This window comes from Cyclobacterium plantarum (assembly GCF_011290685.1).
GTDB classification, from domain to species: Bacteria; Bacteroidota; Bacteroidia; order Cytophagales; family Cyclobacteriaceae; genus Cyclobacterium; species Cyclobacterium plantarum.
In genome coordinates, this window is record NZ_JAANYN010000002.1 from 902,248 (window position 1) to 924,236 (window position 21,989).

General features: G+C 42.7%; 12 protein-coding genes. 5 read left to right on the forward strand and 7 right to left on the reverse strand.

From position 1 onward, the window contains the following. Positions 1-14: 14 nt before the first annotated feature. Complete coding sequence (locus tag G9Q97_RS07735; protein WP_166144959.1) at positions 15-3,320, reverse strand: SusC/RagA family TonB-linked outer membrane protein; 3,306 nt, start codon at positions 3,318-3,320, stop codon at positions 15-17. A 927-nt stretch (positions 3,321-4,247) separates the two neighbouring features. On the opposite strand from G9Q97_RS07735, the gene G9Q97_RS07740 reads away from it, so the two are divergent. Further along, positions 4,248-4,961, forward strand: a complete 714-nt coding sequence (locus G9Q97_RS07740) for an NUDIX hydrolase (RefSeq protein WP_166144962.1) — start codon at positions 4,248-4,250, stop codon at positions 4,959-4,961. A 277-nt stretch (positions 4,962-5,238) separates the two neighbouring features. On the opposite strand, the gene G9Q97_RS07745 is transcribed toward G9Q97_RS07740, so the two are convergent. The 4 genes from G9Q97_RS07745 to G9Q97_RS07760 form a co-directional block, all read right to left on the reverse strand. Beyond that, complete coding sequence (locus G9Q97_RS07745; RefSeq protein ID WP_166144965.1) at positions 5,239-7,413, reverse strand: bifunctional alpha,alpha-trehalose-phosphate synthase (UDP-forming)/trehalose-phosphatase; 2,175 nt, start codon at positions 7,411-7,413, stop codon at positions 5,239-5,241. 138 nt (positions 7,414-7,551) lie between these two features. Continuing rightward, the gene (locus tag G9Q97_RS07750; RefSeq protein ID WP_166144968.1) at positions 7,552-7,911 is read right to left on the reverse strand and encodes a hypothetical protein; all 360 of its coding nucleotides are present in this window, start codon (positions 7,909-7,911) and stop codon (positions 7,552-7,554) included. A gap of 1 nt (position 7,912) precedes the next feature. Next, positions 7,913-10,321: a penicillin acylase family protein gene (locus G9Q97_RS07755; RefSeq protein WP_166144971.1), complete on the reverse strand. Its 2,409-nt coding sequence runs from the start codon at positions 10,319-10,321 to the stop codon at positions 7,913-7,915. Continuing rightward, on the reverse strand, positions 10,318-10,893 hold the full coding sequence (locus G9Q97_RS07760) for a DUF2911 domain-containing protein (RefSeq protein ID WP_166144974.1): 576 nt from the start codon (positions 10,891-10,893) through the stop codon (positions 10,318-10,320). The genes G9Q97_RS07755 and G9Q97_RS07760 overlap by 4 nt, the downstream gene beginning before the upstream one ends. Positions 10,894-11,412: 519 nt before the next feature. Between G9Q97_RS07760 and G9Q97_RS07765 the strand changes: the two genes are divergently transcribed. Next, complete coding sequence (locus G9Q97_RS07765) at positions 11,413-12,459, forward strand: endonuclease/exonuclease/phosphatase family protein (protein WP_166144977.1); 1,047 nt, start codon at positions 11,413-11,415, stop codon at positions 12,457-12,459. Here the strand turns inward: G9Q97_RS07765 and G9Q97_RS07770 are convergent. Next, entirely contained in the window at positions 12,419-14,710 is a 2,292-nt protein-coding gene (locus G9Q97_RS07770) for an efflux RND transporter permease subunit (RefSeq protein ID WP_166144980.1), read from the reverse strand. The genes G9Q97_RS07765 and G9Q97_RS07770 overlap by 41 nt on opposite strands. Positions 14,711-15,055: 345 nt before the next feature. Between G9Q97_RS07770 and G9Q97_RS07775 the strand changes: the two genes are divergently transcribed. Beyond that, entirely contained in the window at positions 15,056-16,903 is a 1,848-nt protein-coding gene (locus G9Q97_RS07775; protein ID WP_166144983.1) for a M1 family metallopeptidase, read from the forward strand. A 62-nt stretch (positions 16,904-16,965) separates the two neighbouring features. Here the strand turns inward: G9Q97_RS07775 and G9Q97_RS07780 are convergent, their stop codons facing one another. Beyond that, positions 16,966-18,288 carry a hypothetical protein gene (locus tag G9Q97_RS07780; RefSeq protein ID WP_166144986.1) on the reverse strand — a complete coding sequence of 441 codons (1,323 nt, stop codon included), beginning with the start codon at positions 18,286-18,288 and terminating at the stop codon, positions 16,966-16,968. Between the two features lie 483 nt (positions 18,289-18,771). Here G9Q97_RS07780 and G9Q97_RS07785 point away from each other — a divergent pair, with 483 nt between their 5' ends. Continuing rightward, on the forward strand, positions 18,772-19,122 hold the full coding sequence (locus tag G9Q97_RS07785) for a hypothetical protein (protein ID WP_166144989.1): 351 nt from the start codon (positions 18,772-18,774) through the stop codon (positions 19,120-19,122). Positions 19,123-19,577: 455 nt separating this feature from the next. After that, positions 19,578-21,989 (forward strand): glycoside hydrolase family 31 protein, encoded by a 2,412-nt coding sequence (locus G9Q97_RS07790; protein WP_166144992.1) that lies wholly within the window; start codon positions 19,578-19,580, stop codon positions 21,987-21,989.

Sequence of the window (21,989 nt, forward strand, 5' to 3'; positions counted from 1 at the left end):
TTGCTTTTAAATGTTTAGAAAGTAATCCTAGCACCTATGGTATAAATACGTTGCATCGGGTACTCTATAGCCCCTTCCCATATGGTTTCAGGATCCAATGGTGGTCTGATGGGAGAATATTCCCAAAGGTTCATGCCTGCAAAGTAAATATTCGCACTTTGGAAACCGATGGTTTCCATCCAGCTGTAGGGTAGGTTGTACCCTAAATTCACATTCTTCAAACGAATATAGCCGGCATTTTGCAGGAATCTGGTCTGCGGCTGAATGTTTTTCTTGTCATTGGTGGAGATATGGGGATGGGGAAAATAGGCATCCCTGTTGTCCTCAGACCAGGAATCTTCTATGAAATACCGTTCCACATGACCTGCATTGAATGGGAAAAACCAGGTCCAGTTTCCCGAAGTAGGCCAGTGGTCCCTGCTCCAAACTCCCTGGAAAAACAGGTTCAAGGTGAAGTTTCTCCATTGCAGGTTATTGTTGATACCGAAACTGTACCTAGGCGTGGAGTTGCCTATGATCCTCCTGTCGCCAGGATTTTCTAAAGTATTGTTCCCGGGTGTGATCTCACCATCGTTATTTAGATCTGCATACTGTATATCTCCCTCTCTCCAGTTGGCTCCCAGAAATGTTTGGTCCGGCGCGTTATCCACTTCCTCCTGGGTTTGAAAAATACCCACCGTTTCATAGCCCCAAATCTCATTTAGCATTTGGCCTTCATAATATTGGTTTCCTGAGGGAAGGGCTCCCGCTGGATTATCAAATCGGGTAATCTTAGCTTGCCAATCGGACAAGGCCAGGGTCACATCATAATTTAGATCTGATGACACCTGATTCCTGTAAGTCAATGCCATTTCCCATCCGTAAGTCCTCAAATCAGCCGCATTGGATTGGGGTGCACCTGTTCCCAAAATGGATGGATATCGCTGCGCCATCAACATGTCTTTGGTATCCCTGGTATATACATCAATGGAACCATCCAGCTTACCCCCGAACATGGTAAAGTCCAGCCCAATATTCTGAGAGATTACGGTTTCCCAGGTTAAGGTGGGACTCACGAGGCCTGCAGGAGAAACGTAAGGCGTACGTTGTCCAGCCGACATCATAAAGGGTGATTGTCCTATACCCATAGTTGGAATGTAAGGATACCATATAGGGTTATCGTTTTGATCCACCAATAATTGGTTACCTAATTGTCCATAGGAAGCCCTAATTTTCAACTCATCCAACCAGTTGGAAGATCCTGCCATCCAGTTTTCATTGCTAATCCTCCACCCTACTGATAAGGAAGGGAAAAAACCGAATCGGTCATCGGTCGGGAACCTTGATGTTCCATCATAACGGCCGTTAGATTCGATCAGGTACCGGTCATCAAAGATATAATTGACCCTGTAAAATGCGCCTCTCAGGCCCATGTGGTTTTGTCCACCAAAGGTTTGTTGCAAACCAATGGTCGCATTAAGGTCCTGGATCAATGGAGTAATCAGGGTGTTGTTTTGGGCCCTCACGTATTTATTTTGGCCCCATTCCTGATTATAACCCACCATGGTGTTCAGTTTGTGCTTTTCAGGTAAATCAAACACGTAATCTGCCACCGCATTGATTACATAATACTGATTCATGTCGTTGCGCTCATTGATAAAATCATTACCACTGAACCCATTACTGATCATGTCATTGGGATTCCTCAGGTCATTGTTGACAATTTCCACCTTGCTGGCCACATCCTGCCGTGTCCTGTTGTAGAAATTATAGGCAAAATTGGCCCTGACGGACAAGCCTTTTACCGGAGTAAGTTCTATTCCCTGATCCAACCAGATGTCGTTGGATCTCCACTGCGACCTGCCGCCATCCTCCAGGTAAGGCCAGAAATTGGTGCCACCAAAATACATGCCTATGTATTGCTCATATTGCCCCCTATCTCCCGCTTCCAGGTATTGGGGCAAATCAGGGAATTGAATGGGCATAATGGGGTTTACCCTTGCCAGTGAATTGATATTGACATCCCAGTTGTAGAAATACGGTTTGTCGCTTTTCTGGGTATTGACAATCACTTTTTCGGTCAGCTTCAACCAATCGGTAACCTGAAAATCACCTTTCATGAGCACATTGTACCTCTTGAAATTTTCATTGCGGTCAGAATTCAAATAGCCATCCTTACTCAAATGACCGAAGGATACAAAAAAGCTGGAAGTTTCAGACCCCCCAGAAATCGTCAGGTCATGCTGTTGGGTGGGGGCAAAATCGGTCATGATATTGTCCTGGTAATTGTTGAAACCATAAAACCTCAACGCTCCGTCGACAACTCGCCATTCGTTTTCGGGTATTGGATTTTCAGACCACCTTCTGGTTCCTTCCACCCAGTCCGGATCATAGGAAGGCACCCCATTGGTACGGATATTGGCAATGTTTCTGGCATTGACAAAATCATGGGGATCGGTGATAGGATCCATATTGAATATGGGCTTGGCCAGGGAAAACTGACTGTTAAGGCTCACATTTACTTTTCCTGCTTTACCACTTTTTGTGGTTACCAATATCACCCCAAAAGCTGCCCTGGCACCATATACCGCAGCCGCTGAGGCATCTTTCAACACAGAAACACTTTCTATATCGTTCGGATTGAGCTGGTTGAGATCCATGGGCACATTGTCCACAAGTACCAGTGGTTGACCTCCATTAATAGAAGTAAAACCTCTGATATTAAAAGAAGGGCTTTGAGAAGGATCACCATTTTGTGGCTCTATATTCAAGTTAGGAATTACTCCTTGCAACCCTTCAGCCACATTGGCTACAGGCCGGTTCACCAATCGGTCAGATCCGGCTACACCAACCGCTCCGGTCAGGTTAACTTTCTGCTGGGTACCATAACCGACCACCACCACTTCATCCAGCGCCTGTGCACTTTCTGTCAGGGTAATATCAATGGTGGACCTGTTATTTACTGGTACCGTCTGGCTTTCAAAGCCGATAAAGGAGAAAACCAGAGAAGCACCATCCGGAACGGTAATGGAATATTTTCCATCCAGATCCGTAGCGGTACCTGTAGATGTGCCGGGTACCGATACAGTGGCACCTGGAATGGGTTGACCATTTTCGTCGGTCACCGTTCCTGTGACGGTCACATCAAATGCATTTTGCAATTTCACCTCCTCCAGCACCTGATCGGAAGCCAGGGCGGGTAAGGCAGGTTCAATGTTTTTCAGATTCCTGTCCAGAACCGTCCCCTGGGCCATAAGCCCTCCGGAAACCAGACAAAACAGGATTGCCACCAGAGGTGATATCGGTTTCACCAGGCAGCAATAAAGTAAATTTCTTTTCATAATGGATTGTTGTTAATTGTTTGTTGATGATAGAGGTCAGTTTTTACCGATCTCGAGTTACTTTGACGGGATTATTTCTCCATAGGCTGTAATAATTTTGGATGAGCGGTTTATTTGAAATTTTTAATAAAGTTACTTTATATCGTTTTCATTTACCAGTGCAGATAATTCAGTATAATATTCTGTATTACTTCAAATTTTTAACTTTTTTAACTGATATCATGAGGTCTTTCTTAGAATTAGTCTTATTTTACGGGTTCATATTAAATATTTTAAAAACAAGAAAAAAATATTAGCTGACAAAAATCTCCAAAAATAAAAACTAAAAAGCTTTTTCATTGGGACATAATACAAAAAAAGGAAGCCTGGGCCCCCTCTTCATTTACTTGTTTCTTATAATAGAAATGTTTGTTATTTTAATAATCGGGGTTATGTACCAGCTCAGCATTTACATCTATCTCTCTCAGGGGAATCGGGAATAGCAAGTTCTTCTAGGCAAAGATACCGTTAAAGGCATTGGTAGTGCCTACAAAATCTTCGCAGGCACCGGGCAGGTAATTCCTGAGGTTTCTGGTTCTCAACATATCAAACCATTTGTTTATATAATATCCTCTAAATGTTTCCCCAATGTATCCGGTAAAATGGCAGAACCTATTAATAAACCCCTTCTTAAAAAACTGCCCTGTTTTCCCAGATTGAATATTTTCAAGGTAAATGAAAAATTCCAGACTTTTTTTTAAATGTACCATTGACATTTGAAAAAAAATAAGTAAACTTAAATGCAGGATAAAAGGCATGATCCTGGAAATAAAAATAACTTATTAGATTCAGCCTTTGAATTCTGGCCTTTTTCGATAAAAAACAGTATTGATTAGGTCAGCATAAAGCAGGAAATATTCATTCACCCAACTTAATAATAGATTATAGATGATTAAATATTCCAGTCAAACCAGGGTTTTGGTAGCCGTGGATTGTATAATTTTCGGGTTTGATGGTAAAGACTACAAATTGCTTATGGTTCAAAGAGGCTTTGCCCCTGAAAAGGAAAAGTGGAGCCTTATGGGCGGATTTTTACAGCCAAAGGAGACCCTGGATGAGGCGGCCAACAGGATTTTAAAACAGTTGACCGGTTTGGAACAGGTTTACCTGGAACAAATGCATACCTTTAGCCAACCTGACCGGGACCCTGTTGAAAGAGTAGTAGGCGTGGTTTATATGGCCTTGATCGACATAGAAAAGTACGAAAAGCAAATCAACGAAGATTTTCACGTACGTTGGTTTCTGATGAATGATTTGCCTCAATTAATATTTGATCATGAGGAAATGGTACAGATGGCACTTTGCAGACTTAGGTACAAAGCTTCCATGCACCCAATTCTCTTTGAGCTGCTTCCGGAAAAATTCACCTTGCCGCAACTTCAGGCCTTGTACGAGGGTCTATTTGACATGAAAATTGACAAGAGAAACTTTACCCGTAAATTATTATCCAGTAATATTCTGAAAAAGAAAAATGAAAAAGATAAATCCTCTTCCAAAAAAGGGGCTTATTTCTATTCCCTAAACCAGGAAACCTACAAGGACAACGGCCAACATATCCTTAACCTGATCCCCAAAAATGAAATGCCTGCCGCCACAGAATAAATAGACAGACAAGGCGATAAAAGTCAGGCGTTGCCCCAAACAGATCAAAAAATCAATCATGAATCGGCATGCAGCCTATTTGCGCGTCTATTGACCAACATACTCTCTATTGTCGACCAAACAGTTGAATGAGAGATATTATTTAAGTTGCCCCAAAAAACAAGTATTTCAGCAATTGAATAATCTATTTCACAACTCCGAAATATTACGAAAATCACCTTGGATAATCCGAATGTTCAGGCTTGCAATGACCATAGTAGCGTCCGCATTGTCAGGATCAACTGATCAGGCTATTCAATAAAACCCTGACTTCTTTGGGGTTTTTGATGTTGTAATTGGCCTGGGTATAGGTATATCCTACCCTTATGGTATAAGCACTTTTAGGCATGGCTTTAAAAGTGTCCTCATCTGTCCAATCGTCACCCAATGCCATTACAAAATCGTAATCCTCTCCACGCATCATGGCCAGCGCTGCCCTGCCCTTATTGATGTCCGGCCGCTTAATTTCCAATACCATGTTTCCCTCCAATACCTGAAGATTATGGCCCCGGGCCATGTATTTCAGGTGACTGAACAGCTCCCTCATCCTGAGGTCACCTAGTCCACTTTCCACTTTCCGGTAATGCCATACAAGCGAATGGTGCTTTTCTTCTATAAACGCACCGGGGGTTCGCAGCACGTAGTACTCCATGACTTTTCTGATATCGTCCTTCCAGCTATCGTCCACATCAGCATACAACACCCAGTCCTCTTTTTGGTCCTTCTTTTTAAGCCAGACACCATGCTCTGCGATCATGTCAACTTTTTGCCCCTTGAACCATTTGCCCAGGGTTTCTTTGTCGCGCCCGCTGATGATAACTACCTGACAGGACTCGGACAAGGTTTTTACCAGGGATTTTAATTCCTCATCCGGAAAAGCATCCTGGGGACGGCTTTTAAAACCCACAAGCGTACCATCATAATCCAGGAAAACTATAGGTCTGCTGGCAGATTTAAAAGCCTGTACCATCTGTTCCCTGATCTTATTGTCCATGGCCTTGGACTCCAGGTCGGTCTGTCTTTCCTTCACATGCTTGAGCCTGTCCATAAAAACCTTGACCCACTGGAAGATATCATATTTTTTCAGACTGGATTGCATGGAACTGATGCGCAATTCCTGCTCCTCCTCGTCCATGGACAAGGCCTCCACAATGGCATTTTTAACACCTTCCTGGTCATTTGGGTTTACCAGAATGGCATCTACCAATTCCTTGCTGGCACCCGCCATTTCTGAAAGGATCAATACGCCTTGCTTTTGGGATTTACTGGCCACAAACTCCTTGCATACCAAATTCATCCCATCCCTGAGGGGGGTAACCAAAGCAATGTCGGACATGGTATAGAAGGCACTCAGTTCATTGAAAGGAAAACTCCGGTAAAAATAATGGACCGGAACCCAGTTGAGGGTTGAAAATTTACTATTGATGCTACCTACCAGGGTATCTATCTCTTCTTTCAATGCCTGATACGACTTAACCCTATCCCTGGAAGGAACCACTACCATGATCATGGAAACCTTGCCATGGTATTCCGGATGGTCCTCCAAAAGCTGATCGAAGGCTTTGACCCGCTGAGGTATTCCTTTGGAATAATCCAGCCGATCGATGGTGATCAATAACTTTTGATCACCCAGCATTTCCTTGAATTTTTTTACGTGATTCAGTGTCTTTTTACTGGCTGCAGCACTGGCAAATTTGTCATAGTCAATCCCCATGGGGAAAGCATCCACATTGATCAGCCTATTGTCCGCCTGAATAAACCCGCTTTCATTGGAGTGGCCCAGGATACGCCCGACGGCACTGAGAAAGTGCCGCATGTCATCATAAGTATGGAACCCAATTAAATCTGAACCTACCATTCCTTCAAGCATCTCCTTTCGCCAGGGCAGCATGCGGATGATTTCATAGGAAGGAAAAGGAATATGCTGAAAAAAGGCAATGGTGGCTTTGGGAAGCTTATTTCTAAGCATCATGGGCAATAACAATAACTGGTAATCGTGCACCCAAATGGTATCGTCGTCATTGGCACTTTCCAAAATGGCATCACAAAACTTTTGATTTACCCGGCAATAGGCTTCCCAATAATCATTTTCATAATTGATATACTGGGTAAAATAGTGAAAAGCAGGCCAGATGGTTTCATTGCTGAAGCCTTCGTAATAAAGCTCCACATCGCTTTTGGTCAAAAAAACCGGAGCCATCTTTAATTTCCTCAATTCCTCAACGATTTCCATACGTTGATTTTCATCTGCCACGTCATTTCCCGGCCAGCCGATCCAGATATTTTCACCCTCTTTGTAAATCGACCCCAATCCGGTAGCTAGTCCTCCCGCACTGGGTTTGAATTCAAACTTTCCATTTTTATGCTGTAAACTAACGGGCAATCTGTTGGAAACTATGATGGTTTTTGACATATCCGGTTGTTGGTTAATGATAAAAAGAGTACACTGTAGGTTATATGTAGGTCTTAAAATTATTCTAATTTAGGTAAAAAGCATAGAAAAAAAACCAAAAATGGCTTTAGACTATTTCTATTCAACAATTTATTGAATTTAATAAATATGGTTTTTCGAAAACAATTTACCCAATAGATTGCCTGTCAAGGCACTTGACCCCCCTATCAAAAAACCCATTAGGGCAGTAATGCCGACCAGCAGTGAACTGTTGGATATGTCAAGTATTTGGGCAAATTTTTCGGGAAGAACCGAGCCGGAAACAGACCAGATCAGCAGGGGCATGATCAGCCAAACCAGGGCAACGCCCAGTGCCCCCGCAAAAAAGGCGAGAAAAGCAGGCCCTTTTACCCAAATGGCAAGCAACGCGATGACGATCATCAACATCCAATAGGGTAGATAAGGCCCAAGAATATAGGCTAAAATGGCATTGATCAAGAGGTGGAAAAAAAACTTCATTTCAGTCTGGATTAAAGATGGTTTTAAAAAGTACCCGGTCCAAATCAGATCGATTCCTCAAGTCTATGGATATATAGGCTCCACTTTCCCATTCATCTATCAGGTTGTCGTAAAATTTACTTCCCGGATTTCCTGATTGACCACCCGGATAAATCCCAAAGGCCTCGATTTCTGGACCCAATGCAACCACCATTCTCCAACCCGGCCCCCAGTCGGCACTGCTGGCATTTACAATATTTTTACCTCCCCCTACCAGTGCTTTCCTGCCAAAAGGCTTAAGGTTTGGGATAAGGTGGTCAATATGAGTACTTTTATATTCCGCCCATGTAAGAGAATCATTTGAATCCATATAGGTATCTATTTCCACTACCATATCCTCAAAACCCTTGTTTATCCAATGTCTGGCGGTTTCCTTTTCTGTGGTTAGCAAGTCATCGAACCAGATGCCAGTAGGTTCATTTTTCAATAATAGAGAGAGGGTATATTTGGAAGGATAAGCAATGGGCAGACCATTGTCCTGCCAGGATCCAAACAGTTTTTGTTGAAGGTGTCGCCACCAGGACTGAAAAAGGGCCGGTGCAGGCTCATTTGCTTCCGCAAAATAATCCCAATCTTCCAAAATCCTGATCCATTTACCAGCTGCTCCCGCTTGAGCAATGCTGTCTAAATTATCCAGCATATAGGGCAGATTTTCAGCGGCATGCAGGTCATAATTATCCAGTTGCAGCTTCATCATGTCCGCAATAGTGATCCCCTGCATTTCAGATAGCTGCTGATTGATTCTCCTGTTTCGGTAATATTCATATTGATCTGAAAATACATAATAGGGATAATTGGGGGAAACAGGATGTTGATTGGCAGAAGAAACAAATCCTTTCCCGGGATTGACCTCCTTTGCATGGTGTTCTACAGGGATATACCCCTGCCATTCGAATGCGGATTGACTGCCGTCCATCAGGTATTTTCCCTGTCCGGACCATTTGAGGGGGAATTTTCCCTGAACGGTCATTGCAATATCCCCATCAAGGGAGGCGAAAGCAAAATTTTGAGCAGGCGCGGCAAAATGAGAGATGGCTTCCAGGTACTCCTGGTAATTACCGGCCCGGTTTAATGCCAAAAAGGTACGCTGCTCATTGGAAGGAGCATGCGCTGTCCATTTCAGGGCAAAGTTAAGCGGTTTTCCTTCCAGCATAAAATTTTTGTCATAGACAACGGGACCGTAGTGGGTATAGACAACGGTATCAATAAAATCATTTTGGCCTTTTACCTTGATGGTATCCAATTGGAAAGTACTTTTTATCCACTGTCCATTGTAGAGGTATTCGGACCTGCTATCATCTTTAAAAGTTATTTTATACCAATCCCTTACATCCCGGTCTGCATTGGTAATGCCCCAGGCAATGTTTTCATTGAAACCGGAAATCACACCTAAAGCCCCTGGCAAACTTGCTCCCTTCACCGTATTTTGGGGCGTACTCAGCTGAATGGCATACCAAAGGGAAGGCAGATTGAGTGCCAAATGGGGATCGTTGGCCAATATCGGATAACCGCTTTCGGTTTTTTCTCCTGCCACTGCCCAATTATTGGACCCATAACCGGGCTCTTTCCCTGGGAAAACTTTCTCAAAAAACCCCGAATCGGGGTAGCTTACCTCAGGCATAATCACCTCTTCTGGCTCAAAGCCCCAGCTTTCCCTGGAAATCACCGGAACGATGCCTTCAGGGGTTTCCGGAAACAAATGTTCCATCCAGGAATCCCCAAAAAGATTCCTGGTATTGGTATAGGTGAAATCCTGATCCCCGGATAATATCTCCGCCATGTTCATCAAAAAAATCAGGGATTTATAGGGACTCCAGGGCTCAGGTCGATAATCCAGCAGCTTGTATTCGATTGGAAGTTGTCCTATTGAAAGTTGGCGAATATAGGCATTCACGCCATCGGCATAAGCCTGCATCATGGACAAGGTCTCCGGATCTTCCTCCTGCAAATGTTTTAATTTGTTCCGGGCACCAAAGCGAAGCCCTTTTCTTCTCATTTCCCTGTCCCTTGGCAAGGCCATCTCCCCAACAATCTCGGATAGCCTTCCCTCTGCCGCCAATACCTGAAACTCCATTTGCCAAAGCCTGTGGGCCGCGGTGACATAACCCTGGGTCATATAAAGATCCTTTTCAGATCCGGCAAAAATATGGGGAACCAACTGCTCATCAAAGATTACCTCAACAGGTTCTGAAAGCCCTTCCAGAAATAAGGATTCAGCAGGATTATGGTCTTCGCTGTAAGCATTTTGCCAGAACCCCTTAAACGGATCAAATATACTGGCCAAAGGGGGAAGACTAGCCAAATTAATGGACAGCCCCACCGCGACAAGAAGGGAAAAAGTCAATGAAAAAAAGAAGGCTATATATTTCATTCAATTGAGATGGGTAATACTAATTTTTCCCATTTTACTTCCAGACCATCAGGTACTATGGCAATGGAAAGCCATTCCTGATCTGTGTCCACCCATTCCGGATTTGCAGTAACCCTTAATACATCGTTTTCTTCCTTGTACTGAAAATGTCCATGTTCCAAATCCCACTCTGAATTGAAAATGAGGGTCCAGGGTTCATTTTCCCTGGGTATGGTAAAAAGAGAATATTTACCTGCTTTTAACGGTTTACCGGCTACCAAAACATCCTCCTCCAGGGTGACATAGGTTGCTTCATTTGCTCCTGTTCTCCACACCTCCCCATAAGGTACCAGATCACCCCAAATCTGCCTCCCTTTTATTCCAGGAGAACCATATTGAACCGAAATGCTTTTATCTCCGATATTACCTGAAATTGTTTTTAATGGACTTGCCCGCTCTTCTTCAGCTGCAACTTCCTCGGTATCTTCCTGTTCTGAAACGGAAGAATCCGAATTATTTCCGGAACAAGACCAATTGATGATGATCAATGAAAGGACGAAAATGCTATAAAAATTTCTGGCAATTCTGTGCATGGTCTTCAGATTTAAATTAAACCCTAATTTATATATTTTTTCTTACCCGCCCAGCTGCATTTCACATTATTAATCCATTAAATCTTTATTGGATGTGAAATTTTTTATTGATTCCCCTGATAACGCCTGCTTTTTTCAACGTTTTATATCAAAGCCCCGGGTCAGATTGCTCCCTTCGACTCCGCTCAGGGACCAATATTATACCATTGACGATTTCTTTCCTTACACCAGTGGGCGTTTTTTTGACTAGGGTAATCTTTTGAGAACATTACTTGCACCCGTGCCAGTCTGTTGGTACCCCTGCACCTCCGGCGTATTGAAGTGTAATTCATCTGTTTCCGGACATAGTCGCTTCGATAAAAATTGGTTTGCAGGACCAGTGGAGAAGGTAGGAATTGTTAAAACCCCCGGGAGAGTATTCAATTTTGGGATAATTTAGTAGAAATGGCCGCCAAAAAAAATATCTTTGTGCGCTAACGGTTCTTTTTTTTTAATTTGCAAAACACAGACAGCAAGCATATGCGTTTTATCATCATTTCAATCTTTTTTATTTCCGTTTTACTTTTTTTCAGCGTACATATTTCCCCTGAAAACTGGGATTATACAGGATTGTTGTCACTGTTAATACCCATTTTTGTTTTATTGAATCTTTTTTTGGTTGTTCTCCTATTATTTGGCAGGATTAAATTGATCATCTTCCCCATTTTAGCCCTAATTATAGGCTGGAAATTCTTTATAGTCACCATCCAATGGAATTTCCCGGATCAGGAGACCGAGGGTTTCTCCCTTCTGAGCTACAATGTCATGCTTTTTAACAATACCTGGGGACCTAACAAGGAAGAATTGATCCTGAACTCCATCCAATGGGCGAAAGAAAATCCCTCAGACATCAAATGCTTTCAGGAATTTTACCAGGATTTTACTACACCTTCAAGAAATGCGCTGAAGATTATCGGCAATGAAGGGGAATATGAACATGCCTTTATAGCCGTAGACGGAAACCCCAAAAAGAAATCTTATGGTATGGCCATTTTCAGCAGGTTCCCCATCATCCATAGTGGGAAGGTTTTTGACAATAAAAAAAACAATGGAGCCATGTTTGCCGATGTCATTATCCGAAAGGATACCATCCGAATTTACAATACCCATTTGGAATCCATGAATATCCGTGCGGCAGAACTGGATAACCTGGAAGGCATCAAAAGCCAATACCGAAGTACCATTAGAAAATTAAAACAGGGTATTCAAATGCGGGCAACTCAAACCGGGATACTTAGAGAACACATAAAAAACAGTCCCCACCCTGTGATTTTGGCAGGAGATTTTAATGACTTGCCCTATAGCTACACTTATTTCAGTCTAAGGGAAATTTTAGAAAATGGTTTCGAGCAAATGGGCAGGGGATTTGGCTTCACTTACAATAAAGTGTTATTTTTTTTGCGCATCGATAATATTTTTTTTAATGATGGTATAGATATTTTACAATTCAATACCCACAGGGAAGTGGATTATTCCGACCACTATCCTATTTCTGCAGTTTTTGCTTTTCCGGAAGAGCCCCAATAACTTTAGCGTTCAGGAGCTTTTTAATGGATAGCAACAATACCGGTAGCCAGAATAAATCTGCCAACAAGGCAAAAAACAAGGAAAGGCTAACCAAAAACCCGGCAAACCAGGGAATCTCCAGGTCACTGAACATCAAGACCAAAAAACCAGATGATAAGATAAAAGTAGTCAGGACAATGGCCTTGCCAGTGGTCATGAAAGTCAGGCGCATGGCATGATCCAATAAATTCCCCTTTGCCATTTGTAAGCGGAGGTTGGTCATAAAATGAATGCTGTCATCTACCGCTATACCGAAGGCGATCGCAAAAACAATTGATGTCGAAAGCTTGAAATCAATACCAAACCAATACATGCCCCCCCCTATCCATAGCAGTGGAACAATATTGGGCAGCAAGACCAGAAAAGCTATCCGCCAGGATTTGTAGAGCAGGCCGACAATAAAAACCACCAGGAAAAAAGCGAAACCCAAACCCTCAAAAACATTTTGGGTTACCTGTTCATGGCTTTTGTCTATCAAAAAGGAAGTACCGGTGATCCTTACCTGAAGCAGCTCTTTGTCTACGTTGTTCTCCACAAACCTGTTTAAATTTTGATGCAGGCGCTGCCCTTCAAAACTACCCAGATCCTCCATCCTGGCACTCATTCTTCCTGATTTAAGGTCTTCCGACCAGACACCCAAATCACGCCTTTCCATAAATTGATCACGGATGCGGTCCATGCCTTGATAGGCCAATTCGGACGGCAACCGAAAAGCTTTTGGGTTGCCCCCGTTTCTTGCTTTATTGATACTTTTGATCAGGGTGAGCGGAGAAAGCACATTATCAGTTTTGTAGTTTTCCTTGATAAATGCGGCTAACTTATCCATTTCACTGAGCACCTGGTAATCAAAAATAGTAAGGTCATCATTTTCAACGGATACAAAAATTTCCAACGGTTTGGAGCCGGAAAATCGTTCGTCAAAAAACCGAAAATCAGCCATTAATGGATGATCTTCAGGCAGATTGTCCAAAATATACCCGTCGGTTTTGACCTGGGACATGAAAATCCCCGCCAAAAGACTAATACTTACAAAAAGTACCGCAATCAGGCTTTTTTTGGCTAAAATCCATTGGTACAATTTCCCCATTGAATTTTCCCATCTTGCCTCCCATACCTTATTTTGAGAAGAGCCGAGTGGTGCAAACGTAAACAAGGCCACTGGCAAGAGGCTCATCAAGGATGTAAACATGAACAATACTCCCAAGCCCGTATAGAGGCCAAACCATTTTAAGCTATATACATCCGTGAAGTAGAGCGAAATGAATCCCAATGCAGTGGTAAGTGCTGTCAGGAAAATCGGCAAGGCCAATTCTCCAAAAACAAGGGCCACCGCCTTCTCCTTCGGTACATTTTTCCTGATCAACCCCTGATAATGACTCAAAATATGCACCATACCGCTCAGCCCAATTACCATCAATATAGGGGGTTGCATCACCAGCATGATATCCAGTTCACCTCCCGTTAGCAATAGAAAAGCGATGGTCCAAAAAATCCCAATTAAAATAATGATTAGCGGTAGCACTATCGCCCACCAAACCCGGTACAACAACCACAGCAAGAGGAGTACGCATATGATAGCCAGAAGAAAGAAAAAAGCGAACTCTTCTTGCAGCAAACTGACAAAAGCACCTTGTGCTTTTATTTTTCCAGCCGCTTTATAATCGGTTATCTCAGATTGCCTCAGCAATCCTTCTATAGCCATGTACAACCTGTCTCCCTCCTCCTTGGCGATACGTTGTTTGTTTTTGACCAAAAGCAGCAGGTAACGGGCATTTTCGTCCATGAGACTACCTTTCCAAAGATCATCTTCTGAAAGCCTTTGTGCAGTTTTTTTAAGGTTTTCGGAGGAAGACCAATCCAGGAGGAGCCGGAAATTCACCCCAAACGGGCCTATAAGGGCTTCTTCCTGGTCCAATAGGGAAACTACCTCCAAAACGCCTTCCAGCCCGCAGATCTCCTTTTTCAATTGAAGGGATTGCTCCAGAAAAAGGCTGTCATAAATATCAGGTTTATGACCTAATGCAATCAGGAGATAATCATTGTCATTTTCGAATTTTTCCCTGTATTCCCGATAAAAATCCAGGTCAGGATCATTCTCCTGGAAAAAGTTTTCAAAATCATAATTAAAAGTAAGACCCTGCCAGGTAAGTATAAAAAAAAGAGTGGTGAGCCCTGCAATTGCCAAACCTGAAAAAGCCTTGTTTTTATTCATTTAATAACCTGTAAACATGCCCATGAAAATAGTCACCTCCCAAAAGCAACTCAATTTCCTATGCGCTGGTTCAGATCGGGTCCCAGGTAATACCTAAAATCCACAAACCTGTCAGGTATTTGTTGATATTCAACCAACAACATAATTGAGTCAATGAAACCTGACAGGTTTTACCCTTTCTTAATCCGTTTTATATGGGATAATGATGCTTGTTCAGGATAATCATAAAAATGACTGAAAGTTTAATCAAAACAAAATCAAATTTCATCCAAAACAACCTGTGGGGGAAAACGGTTTGTCTGCTAGCTTTATTTGCTTTATTTTAGGGCCAAAACGAAACAAAAGATGAAAAAAACCACCTTCTTTTTTATTTGGACACTGATACTTACTGGCTTTGGTCCTTTATCCCATGCACAAAGCAACCGATGGCAGCAATCCATCAACTATCAAATAGAAGTGGATATGGATGTATCTTCCAATCGGTACCAGGGCAGGCAGACCATCGCCTATTCCAACCATTCTCCGGATACTTTGACCAAAGTTTTTTTTCACTTGTTTTACAATGCTTTTCAGCCCAACAGCATGATGGATGAACGGTCCAGGACCATCGCGGATCCTGACAGAAGGGTTGGTGATAGAATCGTAAATTTAGGACCTGAGGAAATCGGATATATGAGGGTAAAAAGTCTGCTCATGAATGGTAAAAAGGTAGTTATGGAAGAGGTAGGCACCGTGCTCGAAGTAACCTTACCCGAACCAATTCTTCCGAACAGCACGGCAATTTTCAACTCTGAGTTTGAGGCTCAGGTACCGCTGCAGGTAAGAAGGGCTGGCCGGGACAATGCCGAAGGGGTCAGGTATTCCATGGCACAATGGTATCCCAAGATGGCAAATTATGATGAGCAGGGATGGCATGCCAACCCTTACATAGGCAGGGAATTTTATGGTACCTGGGGCAATTTTGATGTTAAAATAACCATTGACAGGGAATATGTGCTGGGGGGGACCGGATACCTACAGAATGCTGATGAAATAGGGCATGGCTACCAGGAGGATGGAAAAAATACGAGCCCATCTAAAGCAGCCAAACTTACCTGGCACTTTTATGCACCGCAGGTACATGATTTCATGTGGGCTGCCGACCCTGATTTCACCCATGACAAAATAACCATGGAAAATGGCATCACCATACACCACCTGTATATCAAAAATTCCAAAACAGAAAACAATTGGTCCAAACTGAAAGAGTTTACACCCAGGGCGATGGAATATTTTAGTGAAAACTATGGCCAATACCCCTACCAGCAATTTTCGGTCATCCAGGGAGGTGACGGAGGAATGGAATACCCCATGTCTACGCTTATTACCGGTCAGAGGTCTCTCGGCAGCCTGGTGGGTGTAATGGTACATGAATTGGCCCACAGTTGGTTTCAAGGCGTTCTGGGCTCCAATGAATCTCTCTATCCCTGGATGGATGAAGGATTTACCACCTTTGCCAGTAACTGGTGCATGGCGGCTATTTTTACAGAAGAACCGTCCGGATTTCCACAAAGAGGTGCCTATGTGAGCTATGAAAGACTGGCAAAATCCGGATTGGAAGAGCCGATGGCCACGCATGCGGATCATTTTCATACCAATACAGCTTATGGTGCCGCCGCCTATTCCAAAGGAGCCCTCTTTTTATCCCAAATGGGCTATATCATAGGTGAAGATATCAGGGATCAGGCCATGTTGAGGTATTGGGAAGAGTGGAAATTCAAGCATCCCAATGCCAACGATATTACCAGGGTAATGGAAAAGGCAAGTGGTTTGGAACTCGATTGGTTCAAGGAATATTGGGTATATACCACCAAAACAATTGATTATGCGATAGCTGGGGTAGAAGAAACAAATGGCAAAACAAAAATAACCCTCCAAAGAAAGGGACTGATGCCCATGCCCATCGATTTATTGATCAAGTATGCGGATGGAAATCAGGAAAGCGTTTACCTGCCCCTGACCATTATGCGGGGTATAAAGGCCGAAGAAGAAGGTTTTGCGAAAAGAATCCTTACCCAAAGATGGCCCTGGACACATACGAATGCAGAAATCCTGCTCGATCAGCCCATTTCAGCGATCCAAAGCATCATTATAGACCCCTCACAAAGATTGGCAGATATCAATCGAGAAGACAATGAGTGGGTAAAAGAATAGATTCCAAAACTGAAGGCTGGGTCAAATTACCCGGCCTTTAGTTTTGCCTTTCGGAAAACCAGTTATTCTATCCGCAACTGGTATTGCAGGACAAAAGCGTTTCTTCTTGTGGTTTCGATCAGCTTACCTTCTCCTGAAAAATCAAAAACCGGCCTGTTCTGAAAGGCCAGGGTTATTTTTGAAGCCTGCCCATTCAACAAAAAATTAACCCCACCTTCAAAATAAGATACAGGATCGTCCAATCGCTGGTATTGTGAATATTGTCCTGAGATAAAAGGCTGGATTTTTTCCTTTCTCTCAGGAATTTTCCACAAAAATCCCCCCTGAAAATACACCGTGTGCCCGGTACCGATGGCAGGCCAGGAATTGCCTGATCCATTGAATGTCCCCTTTTCATTTACTCCCCTGCCCACATTGTTAAACCCTATCAACCGCAGGTAATCGGGACCAAAATCATAGTAAAAATAACCTGTATAAAAAGTCAATGCCTTATTCTTTGGTAAAGGCAATTCCCCAAAAAGATCAATCGCCATCAGGTTTATAAAAGTCGTTATTGTATCGGCTTTCGTATTGAGGTGCCACATGGCATCATTTTGCCTTTCAAAACCCATTCCCAAAGCTAAAAGCTTCCTTTCACCATCATAGGTTCCGGAATGAAAAGGAGAATGATTACTTTCCTTTTCAAAAAATTGGTGTTTCAGATAAAAAGCGGTTTGCATGCCTGGTTTAACATTGGCAAAAGTAGAAATTGCCGAAATCCCTGTATTTTCAACCGGAGCATAGGGCCTGCTGAATACCCACCTGTAATCCCATTTACCCACCTGCCCTTTAAGGTAGGCACTTAATTTCCGTAGAATATTATCGGTTTGATTGACGGTTGGTATCATGAATGGGGAAACATCCAGTGTCAACATTTTACTCGTTAGGGGTGCGGCATACCTGGAAGTACCATTCCAACCCGACTGCCCTCCTCCTACCGTAAGAAATTGGTGCAGGCGGTGATCTACATAAAAATCAAGAAGCCGGATTTCACCGGATCGCGCAGTCAGGTAATTGATGTTATTTTGCCCAAGGGTCATGGTAATGTTGGTTTTTTCCCTGATCCTGGCATAGGTCTGAAAACGAATCCTTCTTACAGAGATATCGAAAAAGGACGAGGAAGCCTGTCCATTGATCAAGGTGCCCGGATTATTCTCGTTCAGTCGCATCCAGAGCTGTCCTGTAAGCCTCAGTCCGGCATAGGAACTGCTGTCGGTTTCCAAATACACGCGCAAGGCTTGTTGTTGGGCCCCGGAAGCCATTGGAAAGCCTAATAAAAACAGAAAAAGTAAGAAAACACCGACAAAGATATTTTCAGACAGTTTATGGGATTCAAAAAAATGCATTTTATTGTTTTCCGTTACACAGGTTCATGCTTAAAATTAAGGAATTATACTTAATTTTAAACATGATATTGTGTAAAGTCCAAAGGAACAAGTTGAATCAAACCGAACTGCTGAATGTGTCTGATGGAGAAGCACTGAGCAAGCCAAATCCACCATGTACCTGACCCTATGAACAATCCCTGGATAAAATGGCTTGCCACTTTAGTGTGGTTTGCAGTTGTCGCTCAGTTTTTTCTCATTACAGGAAAATATTTGGTCAAAACCAAATCTTATTAATCTTGTATTTTCAGCCAGTTTAATTCCCTGTACTGACAATTCCATTATTTACCAGCATGCCCTCCCATTTATGTTTTTTTTATACCATCCAACCGTTTAAAAAACCAGTCAATGAAAAATAAATTGCCAAGTTTTGTTTAAAATTTTGGGAATTGATCATAATCCTGATTAAATTAAACCACCATTATAACCAAAACCAATACAGATATGAAGTTGATGATTTTACTATGCGGTCTTGCTTTTATTTCTATTCATGTACAGGCACAATCTGATTTGGAACTGGAGAAGCGTACAACGGATAAAGATTATCACTTCCAGGAATATGATGCCCTGCAATTTGAAGCAATTAATTCTGACATTTCTACCACTACTTTTCTGGCCAAAGATTTGCCCTATGAGAAATCTCCCAGTCCTCGGGCACCAATGGGGAACTACAAAGATTTTAAAATCATTAAAATAAAGCTACCGGTAGATATTGATCTGAATTCACTGGAAGTGGGTACTCTTCCCAAAAAGGACATCAAAGAATATTTGGTAAAAAGGGACATCAAACCCTAGGTTCAAACCTGTGCCAGATAAACGGGTAATCCGGTAGGATTTTTGACTGACCCGGCTATTTGTAAAGCCCGGTCAGCCATTTTTTATTGCATTTTCACCTGTTAACACCGGGGGATAATTTATTTATCGGCCATGCATAAAAATGCCCTCTCCCAATTTAGAATTAGAATGACCCGAATCATGGATTTGGAATTCTATTGCAAACCAATCCCCAGGCCTCAACAATAAATCAGCCATTGTATTGGGCTTGTCGACCTCAGCATTGCTTTGTGCTGCATCAGTCTCCAAACCTCCTAATTTTTTTAATTACAGCCTTTCCCGATACACGACAAGCGATTGCGAAACATGGTCCGGGATACTGGAATAAACCTTTTACCGATACACCCTGTACCATCCCGTTTTTCGCTTTTGAATATTGGATTTCCTGGTTAAATTGAAAAAAAATAGCCAAAAAAATGCAAAAGAACGAAGCTTATCCGAAAGTGCCTGGCAAACTAAAAAACTACCGCCTGACGCCCACAGGTATTTCAGGACAAACGGAGAACAGTATATTTCAGATTCAGGTTTATGCGGACAATACTTTCAGGATTCAGGTTAGTTTAAAAAAAACTTTTCAACCCAACCCCTATTCTGTGGTAGCCGAAGCGAATGAGAATGCATATTCTTTTGAGGATCAGGATAAATTCCTTTTTTTAAAAACCACCAAAATCCATTTGTCCGTCAGCAAGGAAAATTTTTCGCTTACTTTTAAAAATCCTTCAGGTCAGGTAATCAGCGAAGACGACCCCAATTATGGGATTCATTGGTTGGGTACAGAGGTCAGTAATTATAAAAAGCTACAGGAATGGGAAAAATTCATCGGCCTTGGCGAAAAAACAGGAGGTTTAAACAGATATGGGCAAACCTATACTCACTGGAACACAGACCATTTTGCCTATGGCACAGGGGATGATCCTTTATACCTTTCCATACCTTTTTTTATGGGGTTGCATCACGGGCTCAGTTATGGAATATTTTTTGACAACACCCACAAAACAACTTTTAATTTTGGTGCCGGGAACAACCGTTACGCTTACTATTCAGCAGAAGATGGGGATTTGGATTACTACTTTTTTCACGATCAAAACATTGCCGACATCATTACTGCCTTCTCTTATTTGACAGGAAAGCCGGAACTTCCCCAGAAATGGGCCCTGGGGTACCAGCAATGCCGGTATTCCTATTACCCTGACAAAGATGTGATTCGACTGGCACAAACCTTCAGGGATAAAGGCATCCCAGCAGATGTGATTTATCTGGACATACACCATATGGAGAAGTACAAGGTTTTTACCTTCGATGGAAATAATTTTCCCGACCCCTCATCCATGATCAGCTACCTCAAAAAATCAGGATTTAAGGTAGTAGTAATACTTGACCCGGGAATAAAAGTCGATGAAGACTATACTCCTTATCTGGAAGGAAAATCTAAAAACCTATTTTTAAAGTATCCGGATGGAGAGATTTACCAGGGTCAGGTATGGCCAGGCTGGTGCGCCTTCCCTGACTTTACGCTTGCCCAAACGAGAGATTGGTGGGCGGAAAAATTAAAATTTTATACTGATTTGGGGGTAGATGGGTTCTGGACAGATATGAACGAACCTGCCACCTGGGGCCAAACCATACCCAATTTGGTACAATTCGACTTTGAGGGTGTGGGGGGAAACCATAAAAAAAGCCGAAATGTGTATGGGCTTCAGATGGCGAGAAGCACCTCAGAGGGACAACAAAAGCAACACCCTGAATCCAGACCTTTTGTCCTGACCCGATCGGGATTTGCCGGAGTTCAGCGACATGCTGCGGTGTGGACAGGGGATAATGTATCTAATGATGAACACATGCTGGCCGGCATCAGACTGGTAAACAGTCTTGGATTAAGCGGCGTACCATTTTCCGGGTATGATATCGGTGGCTTTGTAGGAAACTGTTCACCGGAACTATTTGCCAGATGGATCAGTATTGCGGCATTTTGTCCCTTTTTCCGCGCCCATACCATGATCAACAGCCATGCTTCCGAGCCCTGGTCTTTTGGCGAGGAGGTAGAGGGCATTGCCAGAAATTATATCCGCTTGCGATACAAGTTGATGCCATTAATTTACACTGCGTTTTATCAATCCAGCCAAAACGGATTGCCTGTGGCAAAAAGTCTTGCCCTGGTTTATCCCTTTGATGACAAAGTATACCATGGAGCTTATGAAAACCAATACCTGTTTTGCGATTCCCTGTTGATAGCCCCGGTAGAAAGTTATAAAATCATCACCAAAATCTATCTGCCAGAGGGTGACTGGTACCATTTTTTCTCGGACAAAAAGACCAGGGGAGGTCAGGAAGTCTTCTGGGATTGCCCGCTTGATTACTTACCGGTATTTGTAGCAGCAGGTTCCATTCTGCTCATGCAATCTGCCATTCAATATGTTGATGACATGCATGATGGAAGATTAAAAATACATGTATATAAAGGAAAAGGCTTACAAAGCCAAGACCTGTATGAAGATGATGGAAAAAGCCGCCAATACCTGAACGGAAAATTCTCCAAAAGAACCATTCGGATGGACCATGACCATGGAGTCCTCACGATAGGAGCAGCAACAGGAGAATTTACAAGCTCCTTTAAGAAAACTAAAATTTACTTTCATGGCTTTTCTGAACAGGTTGCAATCGTCCGGGGTCAGGAGCAAAAAATGCAAGCTAACAACATCGCATTCCTGGATGAGATTTCGGAATTTGACCCTCTGCCTGTGGGAGAACATGCCTTTCAGATCTGTAAATCCGTTCCTGCAATAACAATTGACCTCGATACCCAAGAACAGCTGATACAACTCAGGTAA

Coding starts and splice junctions, on each gene's coding strand:
- G9Q97_RS07735 (WP_166144959.1), bottom strand. CDS start 3,320: ATGAAAAGAAATTTACTTTATTGCTGCCTGGTGAAACCGATATCACCT.
- G9Q97_RS07740 (WP_166144962.1), top strand. CDS start 4,248: ATGATTAAATATTCCAGTCAAACCAGGGTTTTGGTAGCCGTGGATTGT.
- G9Q97_RS07745 (WP_166144965.1), bottom strand. CDS start 7,413: ATGTCAAAAACCATCATAGTTTCCAACAGATTGCCCGTTAGTTTACAG.
- G9Q97_RS07750 (WP_166144968.1), bottom strand. CDS start 7,911: ATGAAGTTTTTTTTCCACCTCTTGATCAATGCCATTTTAGCCTATATT.
- G9Q97_RS07755 (WP_166144971.1), bottom strand. CDS start 10,321: ATGAAATATATAGCCTTCTTTTTTTCATTGACTTTTTCCCTTCTTGTC.
- G9Q97_RS07760 (WP_166144974.1), bottom strand. CDS start 10,893: ATGCACAGAATTGCCAGAAATTTTTATAGCATTTTCGTCCTTTCATTG.
- G9Q97_RS07765 (WP_166144977.1), top strand. CDS start 11,413: ATGCGTTTTATCATCATTTCAATCTTTTTTATTTCCGTTTTACTTTTT.
- G9Q97_RS07770 (WP_166144980.1), bottom strand. CDS start 14,710: ATGAATAAAAACAAGGCTTTTTCAGGTTTGGCAATTGCAGGGCTCACC.
- G9Q97_RS07775 (WP_166144983.1), top strand. CDS start 15,056: ATGAAAAAAACCACCTTCTTTTTTATTTGGACACTGATACTTACTGGC.
- G9Q97_RS07780 (WP_166144986.1), bottom strand. CDS start 18,288: ATGCATTTTTTTGAATCCCATAAACTGTCTGAAAATATCTTTGTCGGT.
- G9Q97_RS07785 (WP_166144989.1), top strand. CDS start 18,772: ATGAAGTTGATGATTTTACTATGCGGTCTTGCTTTTATTTCTATTCAT.
- G9Q97_RS07790 (WP_166144992.1), top strand. CDS start 19,578: ATGCAAAAGAACGAAGCTTATCCGAAAGTGCCTGGCAAACTAAAAAAC.